The organism is Rathayibacter sp. VKM Ac-2754, assembly GCF_009807095.1.
In the GTDB taxonomy this organism is placed as follows: Bacteria; Actinomycetota; Actinomycetes; order Actinomycetales; family Microbacteriaceae; genus Rathayibacter.
The window spans coordinates 291,790-309,735 of record NZ_WUCC01000004.1 but is presented as its reverse complement, the minus strand read 5'-3'; the positions used below and the strand labels follow the sequence as shown (position 1 = coordinate 309,735).

Sequence of the window (17,946 nt, the reverse complement as noted above, 5' to 3'; positions counted from 1 at the left end):
GAGGGGTGATGTCTGACGCTGGTGGATCTCGATACGCCCGCTGCGCGGGCTACTCGATCAGCAAGAAACGCGGGGCCTGCGGATTCAGCAGAGTGCCTGTCGGCGGGGCAGTGCCTGCTGGTCGAGTAGCCGCGCAGCGGCGTATCGAGACCTACGTCAGTCAGAAGCTCAGCCGCAGGTGATCGCCGGATACGCCGCCGTCGTGGTGACCGCGCGCCCCTGGTCGTCGACTCCGGCGCCCGACACGGTGGCGGACCCCGCGACGAGCGTCGCCTGCCGCACCGTCGAGCTCGCCGTGGCGTTCTTCCCGCCGGCGACCGCCGGGAAGGTCTTCGTGCCGGCCGCGGTGGTGATCGTGATGTCGGCCGGCAGGTCGTCGGTGTTCTTCACCGTCGTCGTGATGACCGGCTTGCCCGCCACGCAGCGCACCGTCGAGGTGGCGACGACCTGCAGCGCGACGGTCGGCGCCGGAGCACCGAGCGAGACGCGGAAGCGCTGGCAGTCGTTGTTCAGCACGCTCCACTGGCCGATCCGCGTGCCGTTCTCGGCCGAGCAGTTCGAGAGGTCGAGAGCCTTGCCGCTGTGCACGGCGCGCAGCTCGATCGTGCCGTCGGTGCGCGGCTGGAGGCGCCAGGCGCTCCCGGTGATGCCGCACGCGCCCTGGGTGACGGTCGCTCCGTCGGCGGTGGAGCCTCCGGTCACCGACAGGCACTTGGCGGCGGCCGAGACCGGGTGGATCTCGACGGCGCCGTTCGCCGCGGCGGTGAAGGTGACGCGCTGGCACGGCGAGCCGAGCCACTCCTGCTGCTGCAGCACCGCGCCGTCGGCGGTGGAGCAGTTCGGCAGATCGAACGACTTGCCGGTGACGAACGAGGTCACGGCGACCGCTCCGGAGGGGCGCAGCGCCCACTCCTGCGAGGCGGCGGCGGTCGGGGTCGACTGCCGGACGGCGCCTCCGACAGCATCGAGCACCGTGCCGCCCGTGCGGCTGGTCAGCGTCGAGTACCCGCCCGCGCCGGGCGCCACCGTCCACTGCTGGCAGCCGCCCGCGAGCCACGCCGACTGCTGCAGCGCCGTTCCGGGGGCGGTGGAGCAGCCGACCGGTCCGAGGGACTTGCCGCTGCTGGCGTTCACGATCCGGAGGTAGCCGTCGCCGGTGGGGTCGAGCGTCCAGTTCGCGCGCGGAGTCGAGCACGGTCCCTGCACCACGGAGGCGCCGTCGCCGCTCTGGGCCGACGAGACCGTCGCGCAGAGGCCGGTGCTGCGGCTGACGAGCTGCCACGGGGCGCCCTCGATGCGGGCGGTGATCGGCGCGTTCTCTCCGCTGGGCACGGGGATCTGCGCCGAGGTGCCGAGCGGGGTGCCGAACTCGGGCTCGCCGTCGGCGGCCCACTCGACGAGGTGCGCGCGGGCCGAGCGCTCACGGCCGCAGCCCCCGTCGGGGCGGGCGTTGGCGTGGTAGAGGTTCCACGTCTCGGTGCCGTCGGGCGAGTCGAAGAAGTCGTTGTGGCCGGTGCCGTACTCGCCGTTGGCCTTCGAGAAGACCGGGCCGTCGCTCTTCGTCCACGAGGAGGCGAGCACGGGGTCGCCCCCGCCGTACTCGAGGGTGGCGAGCTGGTAGTCCTCGGTGCCGCAGAAGCTGGCCGAGTAGACGATCCAGGTGCGGCCGTCCTTCTGGAGCGGGACCGGGCCCTCGTTCACCGGTGCGCCGATGGTCTCCCACGACTCGACCGGCTGCGAGAGCACGTTCAGCGGCCCGGTGGCGGTCCACGGGTCGGACATCCGGGCGATGTAGTTGTTCTGCAGACGGTTCGGCCCGGCCGAGAACGCCGACCAGGTGATGAAGAGCTCGCCGTTGAGCTCGAGGTAGGAGCCGTCGATGTTCCAGTCGTCGGTCGGGATCGGCCGCCCCTTGTAGGTGTACGGACCCATCGGGTCGTCGCCCGCGCTCTCGATCACCTGGAGGTGCTGGCGGTCGAAGTTCCCGGCCGTGCCCATCGTGTACATCAGGTACCAGCGCCAGCCGTTCGGGCCGTTGAGGCGCTGCAGCTCGGGCGCCCACATGTTGGCGTTCCGGCCGGGGTTCGTGTCGGAGTAGACGGTCGTCGGAGTCGCGGTGCCGAGCGCCGCGAGGGTCGGCGCCTTCCGCATCACCACGCGGTTGTCCCACGTGGTGGCGACCAGGTAGTAGTTGCCGTCGTGGAACTCGATGGTCGGGTCGGCGGTGTCCGGCTCGATCGGGTTGGTGAAGGTCGGCTCACCGAGCGCGACCGCGGGGCTCGCGGCGGCGAGCGGCAGGGCGACGATCGCCGCCAGGAGGATCAGCAGCCAGGCCGTGGAACGCCGGCGCACCGCCGGTGGCTGAAGAGCGCGGTCGGTCGGTCGAGTGCTGATGGTGACTCCATCGTCAGAATTTTGTTCACGGTAACAGCGCCCGTGGACGCGGTCAATCGTCGAGAGGCGTCCCGCTTCGCGGCCCTCGGGGGCTGGTCGAGGAGAGTCCCGCGGACCTATGGTGTTCACGTTAACAATCCGTGCGAGGGCGCACAGGTCCGTCGTGGATCGCGCCTCCGTCGCCGCATCGACCACGAGGACGTTCTTGATGACACGATCACGATCGGCGGTGAGGACCGCTCTGGCGGTCGCCACCGTCGCTGCCACGGCGCTGCTCGGCGCCACGGTTCCCGCCTCCGCCTCCGGAGCGACGGAGCAGCCCCTCCTGCACTACACCTTCGACACCGCGCCGACCGGCACGACGGTCGCCGACTCGAGCGGCAACGGCTACGACGCGACGCTGCGTCGCACCGGCGCCACGTTCCGCGACGGGCTGATCAGCCTTCCCGGCGGCTCCGCCTCGGCCGCCCCCTACCTCGACATCCCCACGGCGGGCCTCGTCGGCAAGAAGGACCTCACGTTCTCGACCTGGCTCTCGCCCCGCTCGGGCCCCGGCAACGTCGCAGCGGCCTTCGTGGGCGCGCCCGTCGCCTCCGGCGCCTCGAACTCGTCCGGCTACTGGCTGCTCAACCCGAGCAACCCGTCGGGCTACGTGAAGTCGGTCGTCACGAACTCCGTGAACGCGGGCGCGCCGTGGGGCACCGAGGTCGGGCCCGGATCGACCAACGCCGGCACCACGGGAGCCCGCACCCCGTCGGGCCTCTCGCTCTACACGACCGTCATCGACGGCACGACCGGGACCCTGTCGGTCTACCTCAACGGCACCCGCATCAGCCAGAACGCGATCGCGCGCGATGTCGCCTCGTTCGGCACCTCCCTCGTCGCCTACCTCGCGCGCTCCACCTACAACGACCCCGGCTGGAGCGGCGACGTGGACGACTTCGCCGTCTACGGCAGCGCGCTCAGCGCCGACGCCGTGAAGGCGCTCTACTCCTCCGAGGCCCTCGACCGCGCCGTCGCCTCGGTGACGATCCCGACGGAGGCGACGGCCGACTTCGCGCTGCCCGCCAGCTCCTCCGGGGTCGCCATCACCTGGCGCTCGAACAGCCCGGCGATCGCGGTGAGCGGAGCGACCGCTGCGGTCACCCGCCCCGCGGCCGGCTCCCCCGACGCCTCCGTCGTGCTCACCGCGACCTACACCTCGGGCACCGACACCCGCTCGGTCGACTACCTCGTGAAGGTCGTCGCCGACGTCGCCGACGCCGACAAGGCCCAGCGCGACCTCGACGCGATCAGCATCCCGAACGCCTCCAACGTCCGCACGAACGTCTCGGTGCCCGCGCGCGGCGCGCTCGGCTCCAGCATCGAGTGGAGCGTCGTCGGATCGAGCACCACCACCGTGCGCGCCGGCAGCACCGCCGACAGCCGCACGATCGTCGTCGACCGGCCGCAGGCGAGCTCCCCGGCGACCGACGTCGTGGTCCGAGCGACGGCGACCAGCGGATCCGTCGTGAAGACGCGCGACTTCACGCTGCGCCTCCAGCCGCTCCCCACCGGCACCGAGGACACCGAGGCCTACGTGTGGGCCTTCTTCACCGGTGAGGGCGCCGGCGCCGAGCGCGTCAGCCTCGCCGCCTCGAAGGGCGACGACGCGCTGAGCTGGAACACGCTCAACAGCGGCCAGCCGGTGTTCACCTCGACGCAGGGCACTCAGGGCCTGCGCGACCCGTTCATCGTCCGCTCCCCCGAGGGCGACACGTTCTTCATGCTCGCCACCGACCTCAAGATCGACGGCCTCGCCGGCGGCTTCGACACGGCCCAGAAGTCGGGCTCGAAGTACATCGAGGTGTGGGAGTCGACCGACCTCGTCGACTGGTCGGCGCAGCGCCACGTGAAGGTCTCGACCGACTTCGCCGGCAACACCTGGGCCCCGGAGGCGTACTGGGACGACGAGCTCGACACCTACGTGGTGTTCTGGGCCTCGAACATGTACCCGACGACGAACGCGGCCGACCGCACCGCGGTCACCTACAACCAGATGATGTACGCGACGACCGACGACTTCGTCACCTTCTCGGAGGCGAAGCCGTGGATCGACGTCAAGCGCGGCACCGGCCGGGGCACCATCGACTCGACGATCGCGAAGGACGGCGACACCTACTACCGCTTCACCAAGGACGAGGCGTCGATGACGCTGCGCGAGGAGAAGAGCACGGATCTGCTCGCCACCGTGAGCGGCACACTGCCCGGCACCACGGGGCCCGCGGACGAGTGGACCCTGGTCAAGGAGCGCGTCGCCTCGGGCCTGCCCAACGGCGAGCCCGGCGGCACCTTCACGAGCGGTGAGGGCCCCAACGTGTTCCCGGCGAACGAGGGCGACGTGAACGGACTCGACTGGTTCCTGTTCATCGACCAGCCCGACTACCACGCCGGCCCGAACCACTACATCCCGTTCGGCTCCGACGACCTGGCGGACGGCGACTCGTGGCAGCCGCTCGGAGCGAAGCTGCGGACGAACCTCCCGCAGAACTCCGACGGAGGGACGCCCCGCCACGGCACGGTCATCCCGGTGACCCGCGCCGAGTACCAGAAGGTGCTCGAGGGCTTCGCGCCCTCGATCGCGGTGGCCTCGGTCGCTCCGATCGCGGTGACGACCAAGGCGGGCACCGCGCCCGTGCTCCCCGGCGCCGAGATCACGACGAAGACCGGTGCGAGGCAGTCGGTCGGAGTCACGTGGGACGCCGTCGCGCCGAGCTCCTACGCCGCAGCCGGGACCTTCACGGTCTCGGGAGTCGCGCAGGACGCGTCGCGGATGCCGGTGACCGCCACGGTCACCGTCCAGGCGTCGCTGAAGGTCACGGCCACCGCCTCCTCGCGCTGCGTCGCGGGCAAGCCGGTGCTGACGGTCGTCGCGAAGAACGGCGACACCGTGCCGATGGACGTGACCGTGCGGACGGCGGAGGGCGTGAAGACGTTCACCGCCGTGAAGCCGGGCTCGAGCGCCTCGGCCGCGTACACCGTGCGCGCGGCGCAGCTCGCCGCGGGCGAGGCCGCGGTCACCGCGACGGCGACCGTCGGAGGCGCCCCCGTCACCGCGACGACCACGGCACCGTACGCCGCGCGGAGCTGCGGCTGACCCCTCGCAGCGGCCCGCTGTCAGCTGAGGCCGCCCACTCCTCGCTGATCGAGTAGCCCGCGCAGCGGGCGTATCGAGATCCACCAGCTTCAGAAGTCCAGGTCAGAAGTATGATCCACTGAAGCTGGTGGGTCTGTCGAGAAGAGTGGCCTCCTGCGTGTGGCCCCTCCTCGCTGATCGAGTAGCCGCGGAACGCGGCGTATCGAGATCCACGTCCTTCAGAAGACCCGGTCAGGCGCTTGGTCTCCTGAAGCTCGCGGGTCTCGATACGCCCCTGCGGGGCTGCTCGACCAGCATGGGCGGCGACAGGGGCCGACTTCTCGTCGCTCGATACGCCCCTGCGGGCTACTCGACCAGCATGCAGGCCGCGGCCGCGCAACCCTGCTTGACTATGCTGGACGCACTCTCGACGGCGCCGGCACCCGACCTCGCCCGCACCGGGGGTGCGCGGCTCACCCGCCCGGGGAGCGGAGGAGGTCCTCTCATGGCCGATCGGCCGAACCTCCGCCATGTCGCCGCGGTCGCGGGCGTCTCGCACATGACGGTGTCGCGGGTGCTCAGCGGGCACCCGAACATCAAGGAGTCGACCCGGCAGAAGGTCCTCGAGGCCGTCGACGAGCTCAACTACCGGCCCAACATCGCCGCCCGCTCGCTCGTCACCCAGCGCACCGACCGCATCGGCGTGATGATCGAGAGCGGAGCCGAGTTCGGCCCCTCGAGCACCCTGCGCGCGATCGAGCGGGCCGCCCGCGAGAAGGGCTACTCGGTCACCTCCGTCGCCCTCCGCGACGACCAGGACATGTCGCCGGTCGACGCCATCAACCACCTGTCGGGCCTCGGGATCGACGCGCTGTGCGTGATCGCGCCGCGCTCCTCCTCCGTCGCGACGCTGCGCACCGTCGAGATCGGCGTGCCGACCCTGGTCGTCAAGTCCGACAAGGACCCGAGCTTCCTCACCGTCTCGGTCGATCAGCAGGGCGGCATGAGCCAGGCCGTCGACCACCTCGCCTCGCTCGGGCACCGCGACGTGCTGCACCTCTCGGGCCCCCTCGACTGGCTCGACGCGCGCGCCCGCGAGCGCGCCTTCCACACCCGCGCGAAGGAGTGGGGGATGCACGAGCGCCCGATCGTCGTCGGCGACTGGACCCCCGACTCCGGCTACGACTTCGCGAAGAGCCTGCGCTCGGTCCCCGACTTCACCGCCATGGTCGTCGCGAACGACGAGATGGCGCTCGGAGTGATCCACGGACTCGTCGAGCGCGGCATCCGCGTTCCCGAGGACGTCAGCATCGTCGGCTTCGACGACCTGCCGACCGCGCGGCACTTCCTGCCTCCCCTCACGACGGTGCGGCAGGACTTCGACCGGCTCGGCACCACTGTCGCCGAGGTGATCCACGCGCGGATCCGCGGCCAGGAGATCCCGCAGCGCACCCGCATCCCCACCGAGCTCGTCGTCCGCGAGTCGACGGCTCCCCCGCGCGCCTGACGCGGGAGGGGGTGATCCGCGGGGCCGCGCTCGCGTATCATCGGCGGCACCCTGGCGTTCCGTTCCCGACGGCGCGCCCGACACGAACCGAGGACGGCACGTGGCATTCCAGTCGAGGACGACTCCGAGATGCGCCGACCCCGTGGTCGAGATGTCGGGCATCAGCGTCGCCTTCTCCTCGGGCCCGGCGCTCGCGGGGGCGAGTCTGCGGCTGGTCCCGGGCGAGATCCACGGGCTGATGGGCGAGAACGGCGCCGGCAAGTCGACGCTGATCAAGACCCTCACCGGCATCCACCAGCCCGATGCCGGCTCGATCGTGCTCGACGGAGTCGCGCGCCGCTTCTCCGGGCCCGCCGATGCGAAGGCGGCCGGCATCACCGCCGTCTTCCAGGACGAGCGGCTGACCGACAACCTCAGCATCGGCGAGAACGTGATGATCGGCCACGAGATCCGCGGCCGCCTCGGCATCTCGTGGTCGCGCACCCACGCCAGAGCGGCCGAGATGCTCGCCGAGCTCGGCCTCGGAGACCTCGACCCGCACCTGCCGCTGCGCTCCCTCTCCCCCGCCATCCGCCAGCTGGTCGCCATCGGCCGCGCCATGGTCGACCGGCCCCGGGTGCTGATCCTCGACGAGCCGACGTCGAGCCTCGACCTCGGCGACGTGGCACGCCTGTTCGCCGTGCTGCGGAGGCTGCGCGACCAGGGCGTCGCGATCGTGTTCGTGTCGCACTTCCTCGAGCAGGTCCTCACGCTGTCCGACCGGGTGACGGTGCTGCGCGACGGCCGCACCGTCGGCGAGTACCCGGCGCGCGCGATGGACCGCGCGGAGCTGATCGCGAAGATGATCGGCGAGGACATCGAGGCGCTGCGGCAGATCGGCTCCGACCGCCGCGAGCACCGCCGGCAGCCGACCGGGCCTGCGATCTACCGCGCGTACGGCATCGGCCGGCGCGGAGCGGTCGCGCCGACCGATCTGGAGCTGCACCGCGGCGAGATCGTGGGCTTCGCGGGGCTGCGCGGCTCCGGGCGCACCGAGCTCGCCTCCCTCCTCAGCGGAGTGGAGAAGGCCGACAGCGGCCGGGTGCTGATCGACGGCGAGCCCGCGCAGATCACCGACCCGGTGTCGGGCCTGCGCCACCGCATCGCCCACTCGAGCGAGAACCGCCGCGAGGACGGCATCATCGGCGACCTCTCCCTCCGCGAGAACCTCGTGCTGGGCCTGCAGGCGCTGCGCGGCTGGGCGCACCCGCTGTCGGCGGCCGAGACGGACACGCTCGTCGCGACCTACGTCGAGGCGCTCAACATCACTCCGGCCGACCCGGACCTGCCGGTCAAGTACCTCTCCGGAGGCAACCAGCAGAAGGTGGTCCTCGCGCGCTGGCTCGCCACCCGGCCGCGCCTGCTCGTGCTCGACGAGCCCGCGCGCGGCATCGACGTCGCGTCGAAGGTCGAGATCCAGGCGCACATCGCGCAGCTCGCGAAGGAGGGCGTGTCGGTCGTCTACATCTCCTCCGAGCTCGAGGAGGTGGTGCGCCTCAGCGACCGCATCGTCGTCTTCAAGGACCGCGAGAAGATCGGCGAGGTCAGCAACGGCCCGTGGCTGACCGTCGACACCATCGTCGAGATGATCGCCGCCGACACCTCCGACGAGGCCGACTCCGACGACGGCTGGTGAGCAGCGCCCCTCGCTGATCGAGTAGCCCGCGCAGCGGGCGTATCGAGATCCACCAGCTTCAGACCTGCGGATCGGCGTTCCGATCTGCTGACGGTGGTGGGTCTCGATACGCCCCTCCGGGGCTACTCGACCAACAGGCTTGCGGATGATCTCCTCCAAATAGATCCACCAGCGTCCGAAGGCCGAGTCAGGATTCACCTCACCGGTATCGCCTCAGTCTTGCTGATCGAGTAGCCCGCGCAGCGGGCGTATCGAGATCCACCAGCGTCAGAATGCCGGGTCAAGGCCCTGATCTGCTGATGGTGGCGGGTCCCGATACGCCCCTGCGGGGCTGCGGGCTCGACCAGCAGGTTCTCCATGCGCCGGCCACGGCAGGGCCCGACGAGGACGCAGTAGTCCAACGACCCGTTGGACAACTGCCTTGGGGCCACGTCCTCGAGCTGCTCGACAAGCTCGACGACCAGGATCTGCGTGAGTGGTACGCCGCGGAGGACGTGGTTCACGGGTGGAGTCGGCCCGTCCTCGCGCACCAGATCGAGACCCGGCTGCACGAGCGGGAAGCTGCTGCGAGTTCTCCGAGGACGCCCAGGCCGCGCTGCCCGACGAGGCCCGGATCGTCGACGCCTCGACCACCCGTCGTCGCGTGACCAGCCGCACAACTAAGGCCAGCTTGACGAGAAACTCGAGAATCGGCTGATCTGAGCCTCCTGGCCTCAGTTGTGCGGGTCATCAGCCCGCAAGCCGGCCGACTCGGCGGATGTTGACCTCTCTGAAAGGTTTCACATAGGGTGGCACGGCCGGGGAAAGCGCATTCCTGCAGCCCGGCACCATCGATGCCGAGGGATTCAATGCCGAATTCACGTCCGTTCACTCCTGCCCCGACACTCCGAGGCGGGCGCCCGCCGCGGCACTCCGCCCTCCGCTCCGGACTGGGCCTCGCGCTGGTGGCGGGCGTCGCGCTCGCCGCCGCAGGCCCGGCCGTCGCGCAGACCACCGCGCCGACCGCCTCCGCGAACCCCGCGCTCACCGCGCAGCTCGAGGACCTCGACCGCGGCGTCGTCGCCCTCGCCTCGCCCGACGGCGGCGTCTTCGTCAGCTGGCGACTGCTCGCGACCGAGGTCACCGGATCCTCCGACACCGGGATGGTCGGCGCCGACTTCGCCGTCTACCGCGGTGCGGAGCGCGTCGGAGTCGTCACCGACAGCACCAACCTGCACGACCCCGCCGGCGCCCCCGGCGACGAGTACCGCGTGGTGCCGGTCGTCGACGGCGAGCCGGGCGAGCCCAGCGCGCCCGCCACCGCCTCCGCCGACGCCTTCGAGACGCTCACGCTGCAGAAGCCGGCCGACGGAGTCACTCCCGCCGGCGAGGCGTACACCTACAGCGCCAATGACATGAGCGTCGGCGACATGGACGGCGACGGCGACTACGAGTACGTCGTGAAGTGGTACCCCTCGAACGCGAAGGACGTCTCGCAGAAGGGCTACACCGGCAGCACCTACCTCGACACCTACGAGGCCGACGGCACGCTGCTGCACCGCATCGACCTGGGCGTGAACATCCGCTCGGGGGCCCACTACACGCAGTTCATGGTGTCGGACTTCGACGGCGACGGCCGCTCGGAGATCATGACGAAGACCGCCCCGGGCACGGTGACGATCCCGGGCGGCGACCCCTCGCGCGCGGAGTCGATCACGCTGCTCCCCGAGGACGTCGCCGCCGGCGTCACTCCCGCCGACGACTACCGGATGTCGGCCGCCGACTACCGCGAGCACCTGATCGGGGTGTTCGAGGGCTGGAGCACCCGCGAGGAGGTGACGAGCGGCCAGTGGCCCGCGACCCTCGAGGAGGCGTTCGGCACCGCTCCGACCCACTCGTACCCCCTCGATCGCACGGGCGCGGAGGAGCTCGTCGACTACTTCATCGACGTCTACGCGCCCAGCCGCAGCGACCGCAACGACCTCACCACCTTCGAGGGCTTCATCCTCACCGGCCCCGAGTACCTCACCGTCTTCGACGGCGAGTCGGGTGCCGAGCTCGAGACCGTCGCCTACGAGCCCGCCCGCGGCGACGACGGCCTGCTCTGGGGCGACTACGCCTACTCGCGGATCGAGCCGGGCAACCGCAACGACCGCTTCCTCGCCGGAGTCGCGTCGTTCGACGGCGAGACGCAGTCGGCCGTCTTCGCCCGCGGCTACTACACCCGCGCGGTCGTCGTCGCCTACGACTGGGACGGCACCTCGCTCACGAAGCGCTGGACGGCCGACAGCGGTCACGTCCCGATGACGAACCCCTTCAACGACACCCCGCACGGCCGGGAGGGGACCAGCCCCGAGTGGGCGACGCTCACCACCCAGGGCTTCCACTCGCTCAGCGCGGCGGACGTCGACGGCGACGGCCGCCAGGAGATCGTCTACGGCTCCGCGACCCTCGACGACGACGGCAGCCTGCTCTACAGCTCGTACGACACCCTCCCCGAGGGCAGCTCGGCTCCCGGCACCTCGGCGAAGCTCGGCCACGGCGACGCGATGCACGTGACCGACATCGACCCGGCGAACCCCGGTCTCGAGACCTTCACCGTGCACGAGGGAGGCGTCGGAGCCCCCTACGGCTACGCACTGCGCGACGCCGCGACCGGCGAGGTGCTCTTCGGCGCCTACTCCGGCAAGGACACCGGCCGCGGGATGATCGGCGACATCGACCCGGCGGTCCCGGGCCAGGAGGTGTGGGCGATCGGCGAGCTCTCGGCCGCCGGCGCGCCGATCTCGGACACGCAGCCCGGCACCAACCAGAGCATCCGCTGGGCCGCCGACATGACGACGCAGATCGTCGCGAGCACCACGATGCAGGACGCGACCCCCGTCACTCCGACGATCGTCACCGGCGACGGCACGGTGCTGCTCTCGGCCGACGGGACCGTCACGAACAACGGCACCAAGGGCAACCCGTCGCTCGTCGCCGACGTGCTCGGCGACTGGCGCGAGGAGCTCCTGCTGCCGACGGCCGACTCGAGCGCGATCCGGATCTACTCGAGCACCGAGGTCACCGACCGCAAGCTGACGACGCTGATGCACGACCCGCAGTACCGGGTCGAGGTCGCGCGCCAGAACACGGCCTACAACCAGGCCTCGTACACCTCGTACGGCCTGGCGAGCGACATCGACTGGTCGACCGTGCCCGTGCTCGCCCAGGAGGGCACGGTGCCGACGCCGGCGCCGACGCCCGTGCCGACGGAGCCCGCGGTGACGCCCGCTCCCGCTCCGTCGCCCGAGCCGACCGCGGTCGTCGTCCCCGTGACGACTCCGACGGCCACGCCCGTCGCTCAGAAGCCGGGCACGCACGACGCCCTCGCCGCGACGGGCGCCGACCTGTCGCTCCTCCCGGCGGGCGCTCTCGCGCTCCTACTCGGAGGCGGGATGATGCTCCTCCGTCGCCGCCTGCGCCACGGCGCGTGAGCATCACCCGCTGACGGAGGGGGATCTCGATACGCCCGCTGCGCGGGCTACTCGATCAGCAGGCAGGCGGCAAGAGGACTCCCCCGCCTGGCTGCTGGTCGAGCAGCCCCGCGGGGGCGTGTCGAGACCCACTGCCGTCAGGCGTCGCGCGGCCCCGCGCCGAGCAGCTGCAGCGACGGGGCGCGCCCCTTCTCGATGTGGGTGAAGGCGATCGACTCGGCGAGCCGGTCGTTGCCGGCGAGGATCGCCTCGAGCAGGCCCTGGTGCTCGTCGGACTGCTGGTGCTGGTCGCGCGCGGACGTCAGGTAGAACAGCCACGTCATCCGCCCGCTCACCGCCCGCATGAGCGAGCCGAGCAGCGCGCTGCCGGCGATGTCGACGATCGCCTCGTGCACGACGGTGCTCGTCTCGGCGACCAGCAGCCAGTCCTCGCTGTCGAGGGCGCGGTGCTCGGCGGCGATCGCCTCGTGCAGCGGATCGGGCGAGACGCCCTCGGCGACGCGTCGGGCCGCGAGCCGGGCGGCGAGCGTCTCGAGGCTCAGCCGCACGTCGAACAGCTCCGTCACATCGGCCGCGGTCCACTCGGTCACCCGGGAGCTGCGCCGCGGCAGGGTGCGCACGAAGCCCTCGTTCTCGAGCTGCGGCACCGCCTCGCGGATCGGCAGGCGTGACACGTTCAGCTCGCTCGCCAGCGTCGACTCGACCAGCCGCGACCCCTGCGGGTAGCGGCCGAGGATGATCTCGCGCCGGAGCGTGCGATAGGTCTGAGCGGTCAGCGACTCCTCGGGGGCGATGCTCGTCACGCGGGCCTCCTTCGCTCGACTCCTCCTATTCAAGCGGGTCGGCGCGCTCGCGGTCACCGCGCCGCCCGCGTCTCGACCTCGATGCCGAGCGCCGCCCGCTCGGCCCGGGCGAGCACGTACGCGCCCGCGGCGAGATCCTGCAGTCCGATGCCGACGGAGTTGAAGACCGTCACGTCGGCAGCCGAGCGGCGCCCGGTCGCGCGGCCGGCCAGCACCTCGCCGAGCTCGACCACGTCGGCGGGCCGGAGCCCCGAGAGGCGGATGTTGTCCGACTCCGAGAAGGCGATGCCACGAGTGTCGACCACCACCCGGTCGGCCCGGGCGAGGGCGTCGGCGCCGAGCTCGCGGTAGCCGTGCCGCGGCGGCGACCCGACGGCGTTGACGTGCAGACCATCGGCGAACCATCCCGCGTCGAGCACGGGCTCGACCGACGGCGTCAGGGTGCACACGACGTCGGAGTCGCGCACCGCGTCCTCCAGGTCGCCGCGCGCCGTCGCCGGGACGCCGTTCGCGACGAGCTCGGCGGCGAGCACCTGCGCCGAGGATCCCGACGGCGACCACACGCGCACCTCGTCGAGCTCGAGGACCGAGCCGACGGCGAGCGCGTGCTCGCGGGCGAGCGGGCCGGCGCCGACGAGGGTGAGGACTCGGGAGTCGGGGCGGGCGAGCACCGACGTCGCGAGGGCCGACACCGCGGCCGTCCGCAGCCGGGTCAGCGCCCGTCCGTCGATCAGCGCGAGGCACTCGGCGGTCTCGGCGGAGTAGAGGGAGACCGTCGAGCGCTGCGGAGGCAGCCCGCTCGCGCGGTTGCGCGGCGCGTCGATCAGCAGCTTGACCGAGGCGAGACCGAGGTAGGGCGCGAAGGCGCTCATGGGCACCGCGGCGGGGCCGTCGGCGCTGGAGTCCCCCGGGATGCGCAGGGCCTCGGGGACCGGCTGCACCGCCCCTCCCTCGGCGAGCGCCCGGTGTGCGTCGGCGAGCGCGGCGATGAGCCCGGGCCACTCGGTGAGCGCCTCGCACTCCTCCGACGTGATGATGCGTGTCGACATGTCGTCCTCCTTCGCTCATTCTGTATGCAGTACGAGGAAGATCGCATCCCGGCTCGGCTCGCGAACTCGACTCTCATCGGTATGCAATAGAGGCGACCTCTCGTGAGAACACGCGGATTTACGGGGTGTACGGGCCACTTTCGGATACAAACCGGCGCCGAAGTGTTTACACCGTCGAAACCTCCGTTGATGCGCACGAAACAGAGAACCCGCGATTCTGTATACCGACAGCACGACCGGCACCCACACGAACGGAGGCGGCGCCATGGGCCCCTACATCGCCAGACGACTCGCGCAGGGTCTCGCGACGATCTTCGCCGTCGTCACGATCGCCTTCGCGCTGGGTCGTCTCAGCGGCAGCCCCGCCGCGCTCCTGCTCACCGAGAACGCGTCGCCCGAGCAGATCGCCGATCTGAACCACCGCCTCGGCTTCGACCTGCCGCTCTGGCAGCAGTACCTGCAGTACCTCGGCGGGCTCGTCACCGGCGACTTCGGCGACTCGTACCGCCAGGTCGGCGTCTCGTCGATGCAGCTGGTCCTCGAGCGGCTCCCCGCGTCGCTCTCGCTCGGCGCGGTCGGCCTCGTGCTCGGCCTGGCGCTCGCGCTCGTGGCCGGAGTCGTCATCCAGCTCACCCGGTCCCGCGGGCTCCGCGCCCTCTCGCTCGGCCTCGGCTCGACCCGCCAGGCGATCCCCGACTTCTTCTTCGGCCTGCTGCTGGTGCTGATCCTCTCGGTCTGGCTGGGCCTGCTGCCCTCGCTCGGCAACCGCGATCCGCTGGCGATCATCATGCCGGCGCTCACCATCGCGACAGGCCAGTTCGTGCTCTACACGCGACTGCTCGACAACGCGCTGACCGAGCAGTCGACGCAGGACTACGCCCGCACCGCCTTCGCCCGCGGCGAGAACCGCCTCCGCGTGGTGGTCGGCGAGCTGCTGCCCAACGCGTTCCTGCCCGTGCTGACCGTCGCCGGCATCAGCCTCGGCTCGTTCCTCGGCGGCCTCGTGATCGTCGAGAACGTCTTCGCCTGGCCCGGGATGGGGCAGCTGATGCTCGGCGCGGTCTACTCGCGCGACTTCCCGGTGGTGCAGTCGGGGCTGATCGTGGTCGCCCTGCTGTTCATCCTCGCCAACCTGCTCGTCGACCTCGTGTCCGGGCTCATCGATCCCCGAGTGAGGCTCGCATGACCACCACCGAGATCATCCGCACCGGCGCCCTGCGCGCCGGCATCGCCACCGCCTTCACCCGCGGGCGCCGGGTGCCCGCCCTGCAGGCCCTCGGCGCCGTCATGGTCGGCTCGATCGTCCTCTTCTCGCTCGTCTACCCGCTCCTGCCCGGCTACGACCCCTTCGCGCAGGACCTCTCGAAGGTCCTCGCGGCACCGGGCACGTTCGCCGAGCACTGGCTGGGCACGGATGCGCTGGGTCGCGACGAGGCCAGCCGCCTCGCCCTCGCCGGCCGGGTCACGCTGGGGATCGTCCTGCTGATCGTCGTGGTCAACAGCCTCGTCGGCATGGCGATCGGCACCTGGTCGGGCTACGTGGGCGGGAAGACCGACAACGTGCTGATGGGGCTCGCCGACATCCAGCTCGCGATGCCCGTCATCCTGGTGCTGATCGCCCTCGCGGCCTCGCTCGGCCCGAGCGTCTGGCTGATGATCGGCGTGCTCGCCGCGACGTACTGGGTCGGCTACGCCCGGGTCGCCCGCAGCACCGCGATGGCGCTGCGGGACCGCGACTTCGTGCTCGCTCCGCGGATCCAGGGCGCGGGCGGGCTGTGGACGGTGCGGCGCCACATCGTCCCGAACGTGGCGGTGCAGATGATGATCCTCGCCTCCAGCGACATCGGCGCGGTCATGCTGCTCACCTCCTCCTTCGACTTCCTCGGCCTCGGCGTGCAGGCGCCGACACCCAGCTGGGGACTGATGATCAGCGAGGGGCAGGACTACGTCCGCCAGGCACCGCACCTCGCGATCATCCCCGGCGTCGCGATCTTCCTCACGGTCGCCGGCACCAATCTGCTGAGCCAGCGCTTCACCGCCGAGGGCTCGGCGACCACTGTCCGACGCACGTCTCGACGATCCGTGAAGCGGAGCCTCCGATGACCACCCCCGACGACACGACCACTCCAGACCGCGCAGTCCTTCTCGATGTGCAGAGCCTCAGCGTCGGCTACACCGACGAGCACGGCGACACCGTCACCCTCGTCGACCGCGTCTCGTTCACCCTGCACGAGCGCGAGGTGCTCTGCCTCGTCGGCGAGTCGGGCTCGGGCAAGAGCGTCACGATGCTCGCCGTGCTGGGCCTGCTCCCCGCGGGGCTCGAGGTGCTCGGCGGCACCGTGCACTACCGCGGCCGCGACGTTCTCGGGATGCCCGAGCCGGAGCTGCGGGGCCTGCGCGGCAGCGAGCTGGCGATGATCTTCCAGGACCCGATGACCGCGCTCAACCCGGTCAAGCGGGTCGGCGGCCAGATCGGCCGCGCCCTGAAGGTGCACGACCGCTCGCTCGGCCGGGCCGAGGTGCGCGAGAAGGTCACCGGACTCCTGACCGACGTCGGGGTCCCCGATCCGGAGCAGCGCGCCAAGGCGTACCCGCACCAGTGGTCGGGAGGCATGCGGCAGCGCGCCGTCATCGCGATGGCGATGGCGAACGAGCCGTCGGTGCTCATCGCCGACGAGCCGACGACCGCCCTCGATGTCACCATCCAGGCGCAGATCATGACGGTCCTCGGCACGGTGCGCGCGAAGACCGACGCCGCGATGGTGCTGATCACGCACGATCTGGGGCTCGTGGCCGAGGTCGCCGACGTGGTCTGCATCCTCTACTCCGGGCGCGTCGTCGAGCGCGGCTCGGTCTGGGACGTGTTCGCCCACCCGACGCACCCCTACACGGCGGGGCTGCTGGGCAGCCTGCTCTCGGCCGAGCACAGCGGCGAACGGGTCTACGCGATCCCGGGGTCGCCTCCGTCGCCGCAGAACCGCCCGCGCGGCTGCCCGTTCGCGCCGCGCTGCGAGCTCCCGGCCAAGTCGGAGCTCTGCACTCAGCTCGAGCCGCTTCTCGAGGACGTCGGAGACCACCAGTGGGCCGCCTGCCACTTCGCGCAGCAGACCCCGCGGTTCGCCGCCGAGGTGACCGCGTGAGCGCGCCGGTGCTCAGGGTCGACGACCTGCACGTGCGGTTCCGCCAGCGGACCGGCCTCCGCTCGCGCCGCGTCATCGAGGCCGTCAAGGGCGTCTCGTTCGAACTCGGGCGGGGCGAGACCCTCGGGCTCGTCGGCGAGTCCGGCTGCGGCAAGTCGACCCTCGTCCGCACGATCTTCGGTCTCAACCCCGTCGCGAGCGGCTCCATCGAGGTGCTCGGGCGCCGGCTCGACTCCCTCTCGAGCCGCGAGCGGCGGAGCGTGCAGAACCGGATGCAGCTGGTGTTCCAGGATCCGTACTCGGCTCTGAACCCCCGGCTGACGGCGCACGAGATCGTCGCGGAGCCGCTGCGCATCGCCGGCCGCTACTCCCGCGAGCGCGTGGTCTCGCTCCTCGACGACGTCGGCCTCGGAGCGGATGCGCTCGAGCGGAGGCCCGGTCAGTTCTCGGGCGGCCAGCGTCAGCGGATCGGCATCGCCCGCGCCCTCGCGCTCGAGCCCGACGTGCTGGTGCTCGACGAGCCGGTCTCGGCCCTCGACGTGTCGGTGCAGGCGCAGGTCATCAACCTGCTGAAGGACCTGCAGGCCGCCCGCGGGCTCTCGTACCTCTTCATCGCCCACGACCTGGCCGTGGTGCGCTACCTCTCCGATCGCGTCGCGGTGATGAACCGAGGCGAGTTCGTCGAGGTCGGCACCCGCGACCAGGTCTTCGACTCCCCCGCGCACCCCTACACGCGCTCGCTCCTCGACTCGATCCCCCTCTCCGACCCCCGGCAGCGCCCCGACGCGCCCGCTCACCTCTGACCGAA

Annotated in this window: 12 protein-coding genes; 9 read left to right on the top strand and 3 right to left on the bottom strand. The window is 71.3% G+C overall.

Annotation, left to right across the window (positions count from 1 at the left end):
• Positions 1-168: 168 nt before the first annotated feature.
• Positions 169-2,352 (bottom strand): family 43 glycosylhydrolase, encoded by a 2,184-nt coding sequence (locus GRS92_RS09070; protein WP_159855424.1) that lies wholly within the window; start codon positions 2,350-2,352, stop codon positions 169-171.
• Between the two features lie 250 nt (positions 2,353-2,602).
• Here GRS92_RS09070 and GRS92_RS09065 point away from each other — a divergent pair, with 250 nt between their 5' ends.
• From GRS92_RS09065 to GRS92_RS09045, 5 genes are all read left to right on the top strand, one after another.
• Complete coding sequence (locus tag GRS92_RS09065; RefSeq protein WP_159855422.1) at positions 2,603-5,530, top strand: immunoglobulin-like domain-containing protein; 2,928 nt, start codon at positions 2,603-2,605, stop codon at positions 5,528-5,530.
• Positions 5,531-6,014: 484 nt separating this feature from the next.
• Positions 6,015-7,016: a LacI family DNA-binding transcriptional regulator gene (locus tag GRS92_RS09060; protein WP_159855420.1), complete on the top strand. Its 1,002-nt coding sequence runs from the start codon at positions 6,015-6,017 to the stop codon at positions 7,014-7,016.
• A gap of 100 nt (positions 7,017-7,116) precedes the next feature.
• Positions 7,117-8,691, top strand: coding sequence for a sugar ABC transporter ATP-binding protein (locus GRS92_RS09055; RefSeq protein WP_327437433.1), 1,575 nt, complete (start codon positions 7,117-7,119; stop codon positions 8,689-8,691).
• Between the two features lie 272 nt (positions 8,692-8,963).
• Complete coding sequence (locus GRS92_RS19180; protein ID WP_327437432.1) at positions 8,964-9,338, top strand: DUF1016 N-terminal domain-containing protein; 375 nt, start codon at positions 8,964-8,966, stop codon at positions 9,336-9,338.
• A gap of 201 nt (positions 9,339-9,539) precedes the next feature.
• Positions 9,540-12,146 carry a rhamnogalacturonan lyase gene (locus tag GRS92_RS09045; protein ID WP_159855418.1) on the top strand — a complete coding sequence of 869 codons (2,607 nt, stop codon included), beginning with the start codon at positions 9,540-9,542 and terminating at the stop codon, positions 12,144-12,146.
• Between the two features lie 137 nt (positions 12,147-12,283).
• On the opposite strand, the gene GRS92_RS09040 is transcribed toward GRS92_RS09045, so the two are convergent.
• Together GRS92_RS09040 and GRS92_RS09035 are read right to left on the bottom strand one after the other, a co-directional pair.
• A complete protein-coding gene (locus tag GRS92_RS09040) occupies positions 12,284-12,949 on the bottom strand; it encodes a GntR family transcriptional regulator (RefSeq protein WP_159855416.1) in 666 nt (221 codons plus the stop codon).
• Positions 12,950-13,002: 53 nt separating this feature from the next.
• The gene (locus GRS92_RS09035) at positions 13,003-13,998 is read right to left on the bottom strand and encodes an ornithine cyclodeaminase family protein (protein ID WP_159855414.1); all 996 of its coding nucleotides are present in this window, start codon (positions 13,996-13,998) and stop codon (positions 13,003-13,005) included.
• 265 nt (positions 13,999-14,263) lie between these two features.
• Here GRS92_RS09035 and GRS92_RS09030 point away from each other — a divergent pair, with 265 nt between their 5' ends.
• The 4 genes from GRS92_RS09030 to GRS92_RS09015 are packed head-to-tail and all read left to right on the top strand — an operon-like array spanning position 14,264 to position 17,941.
• Entirely contained in the window at positions 14,264-15,184 is a 921-nt protein-coding gene (locus GRS92_RS09030; protein ID WP_159855412.1) for an ABC transporter permease, read from the top strand.
• Complete coding sequence (locus tag GRS92_RS09025; protein WP_159855410.1) at positions 15,181-16,101, top strand: ABC transporter permease; 921 nt, start codon at positions 15,181-15,183, stop codon at positions 16,099-16,101. The genes GRS92_RS09030 and GRS92_RS09025 overlap by 4 nt, the downstream gene beginning before the upstream one ends.
• Entirely contained in the window at positions 16,098-17,138 is a 1,041-nt protein-coding gene (locus tag GRS92_RS09020; RefSeq protein ID WP_159855408.1) for an ABC transporter ATP-binding protein, read from the top strand. The genes GRS92_RS09025 and GRS92_RS09020 overlap by 4 nt, the downstream gene beginning before the upstream one ends.
• On the top strand, positions 17,135-17,941 hold the full coding sequence (locus GRS92_RS09015) for an ATP-binding cassette domain-containing protein (RefSeq protein WP_159855406.1): 807 nt from the start codon (positions 17,135-17,137) through the stop codon (positions 17,939-17,941). Before GRS92_RS09020 ends, GRS92_RS09015 begins: the two co-directional genes overlap by 4 nt.
• The last annotated feature ends 5 nt before the right edge of the window (positions 17,942-17,946 follow it).

Excerpts from the sequence above, each read along its gene's own strand:
- GRS92_RS09065 (WP_159855422.1), top strand. The coding sequence starts at position 2,603 with ATGACACGATCACGATCGGCGGTGAGGACCGCTCTGGCGGTCGCCACC.
- GRS92_RS09060 (WP_159855420.1), top strand. The coding sequence starts at position 6,015 with ATGGCCGATCGGCCGAACCTCCGCCATGTCGCCGCGGTCGCGGGCGTC.
- GRS92_RS19180 (WP_327437432.1), top strand. The coding sequence starts at position 8,964 with ATGCCGGGTCAAGGCCCTGATCTGCTGATGGTGGCGGGTCCCGATACG.
- GRS92_RS09045 (WP_159855418.1), top strand. The coding sequence starts at position 9,540 with ATGCCGAATTCACGTCCGTTCACTCCTGCCCCGACACTCCGAGGCGGG.
- GRS92_RS09035 (WP_159855414.1), bottom strand. The coding sequence starts at position 13,998 with ATGTCGACACGCATCATCACGTCGGAGGAGTGCGAGGCGCTCACCGAG.
- GRS92_RS09030 (WP_159855412.1), top strand. The coding sequence starts at position 14,264 with ATGGGCCCCTACATCGCCAGACGACTCGCGCAGGGTCTCGCGACGATC.
- GRS92_RS09025 (WP_159855410.1), top strand. The coding sequence starts at position 15,181 with ATGACCACCACCGAGATCATCCGCACCGGCGCCCTGCGCGCCGGCATC.
- GRS92_RS09020 (WP_159855408.1), top strand. The coding sequence starts at position 16,098 with ATGACCACCCCCGACGACACGACCACTCCAGACCGCGCAGTCCTTCTC.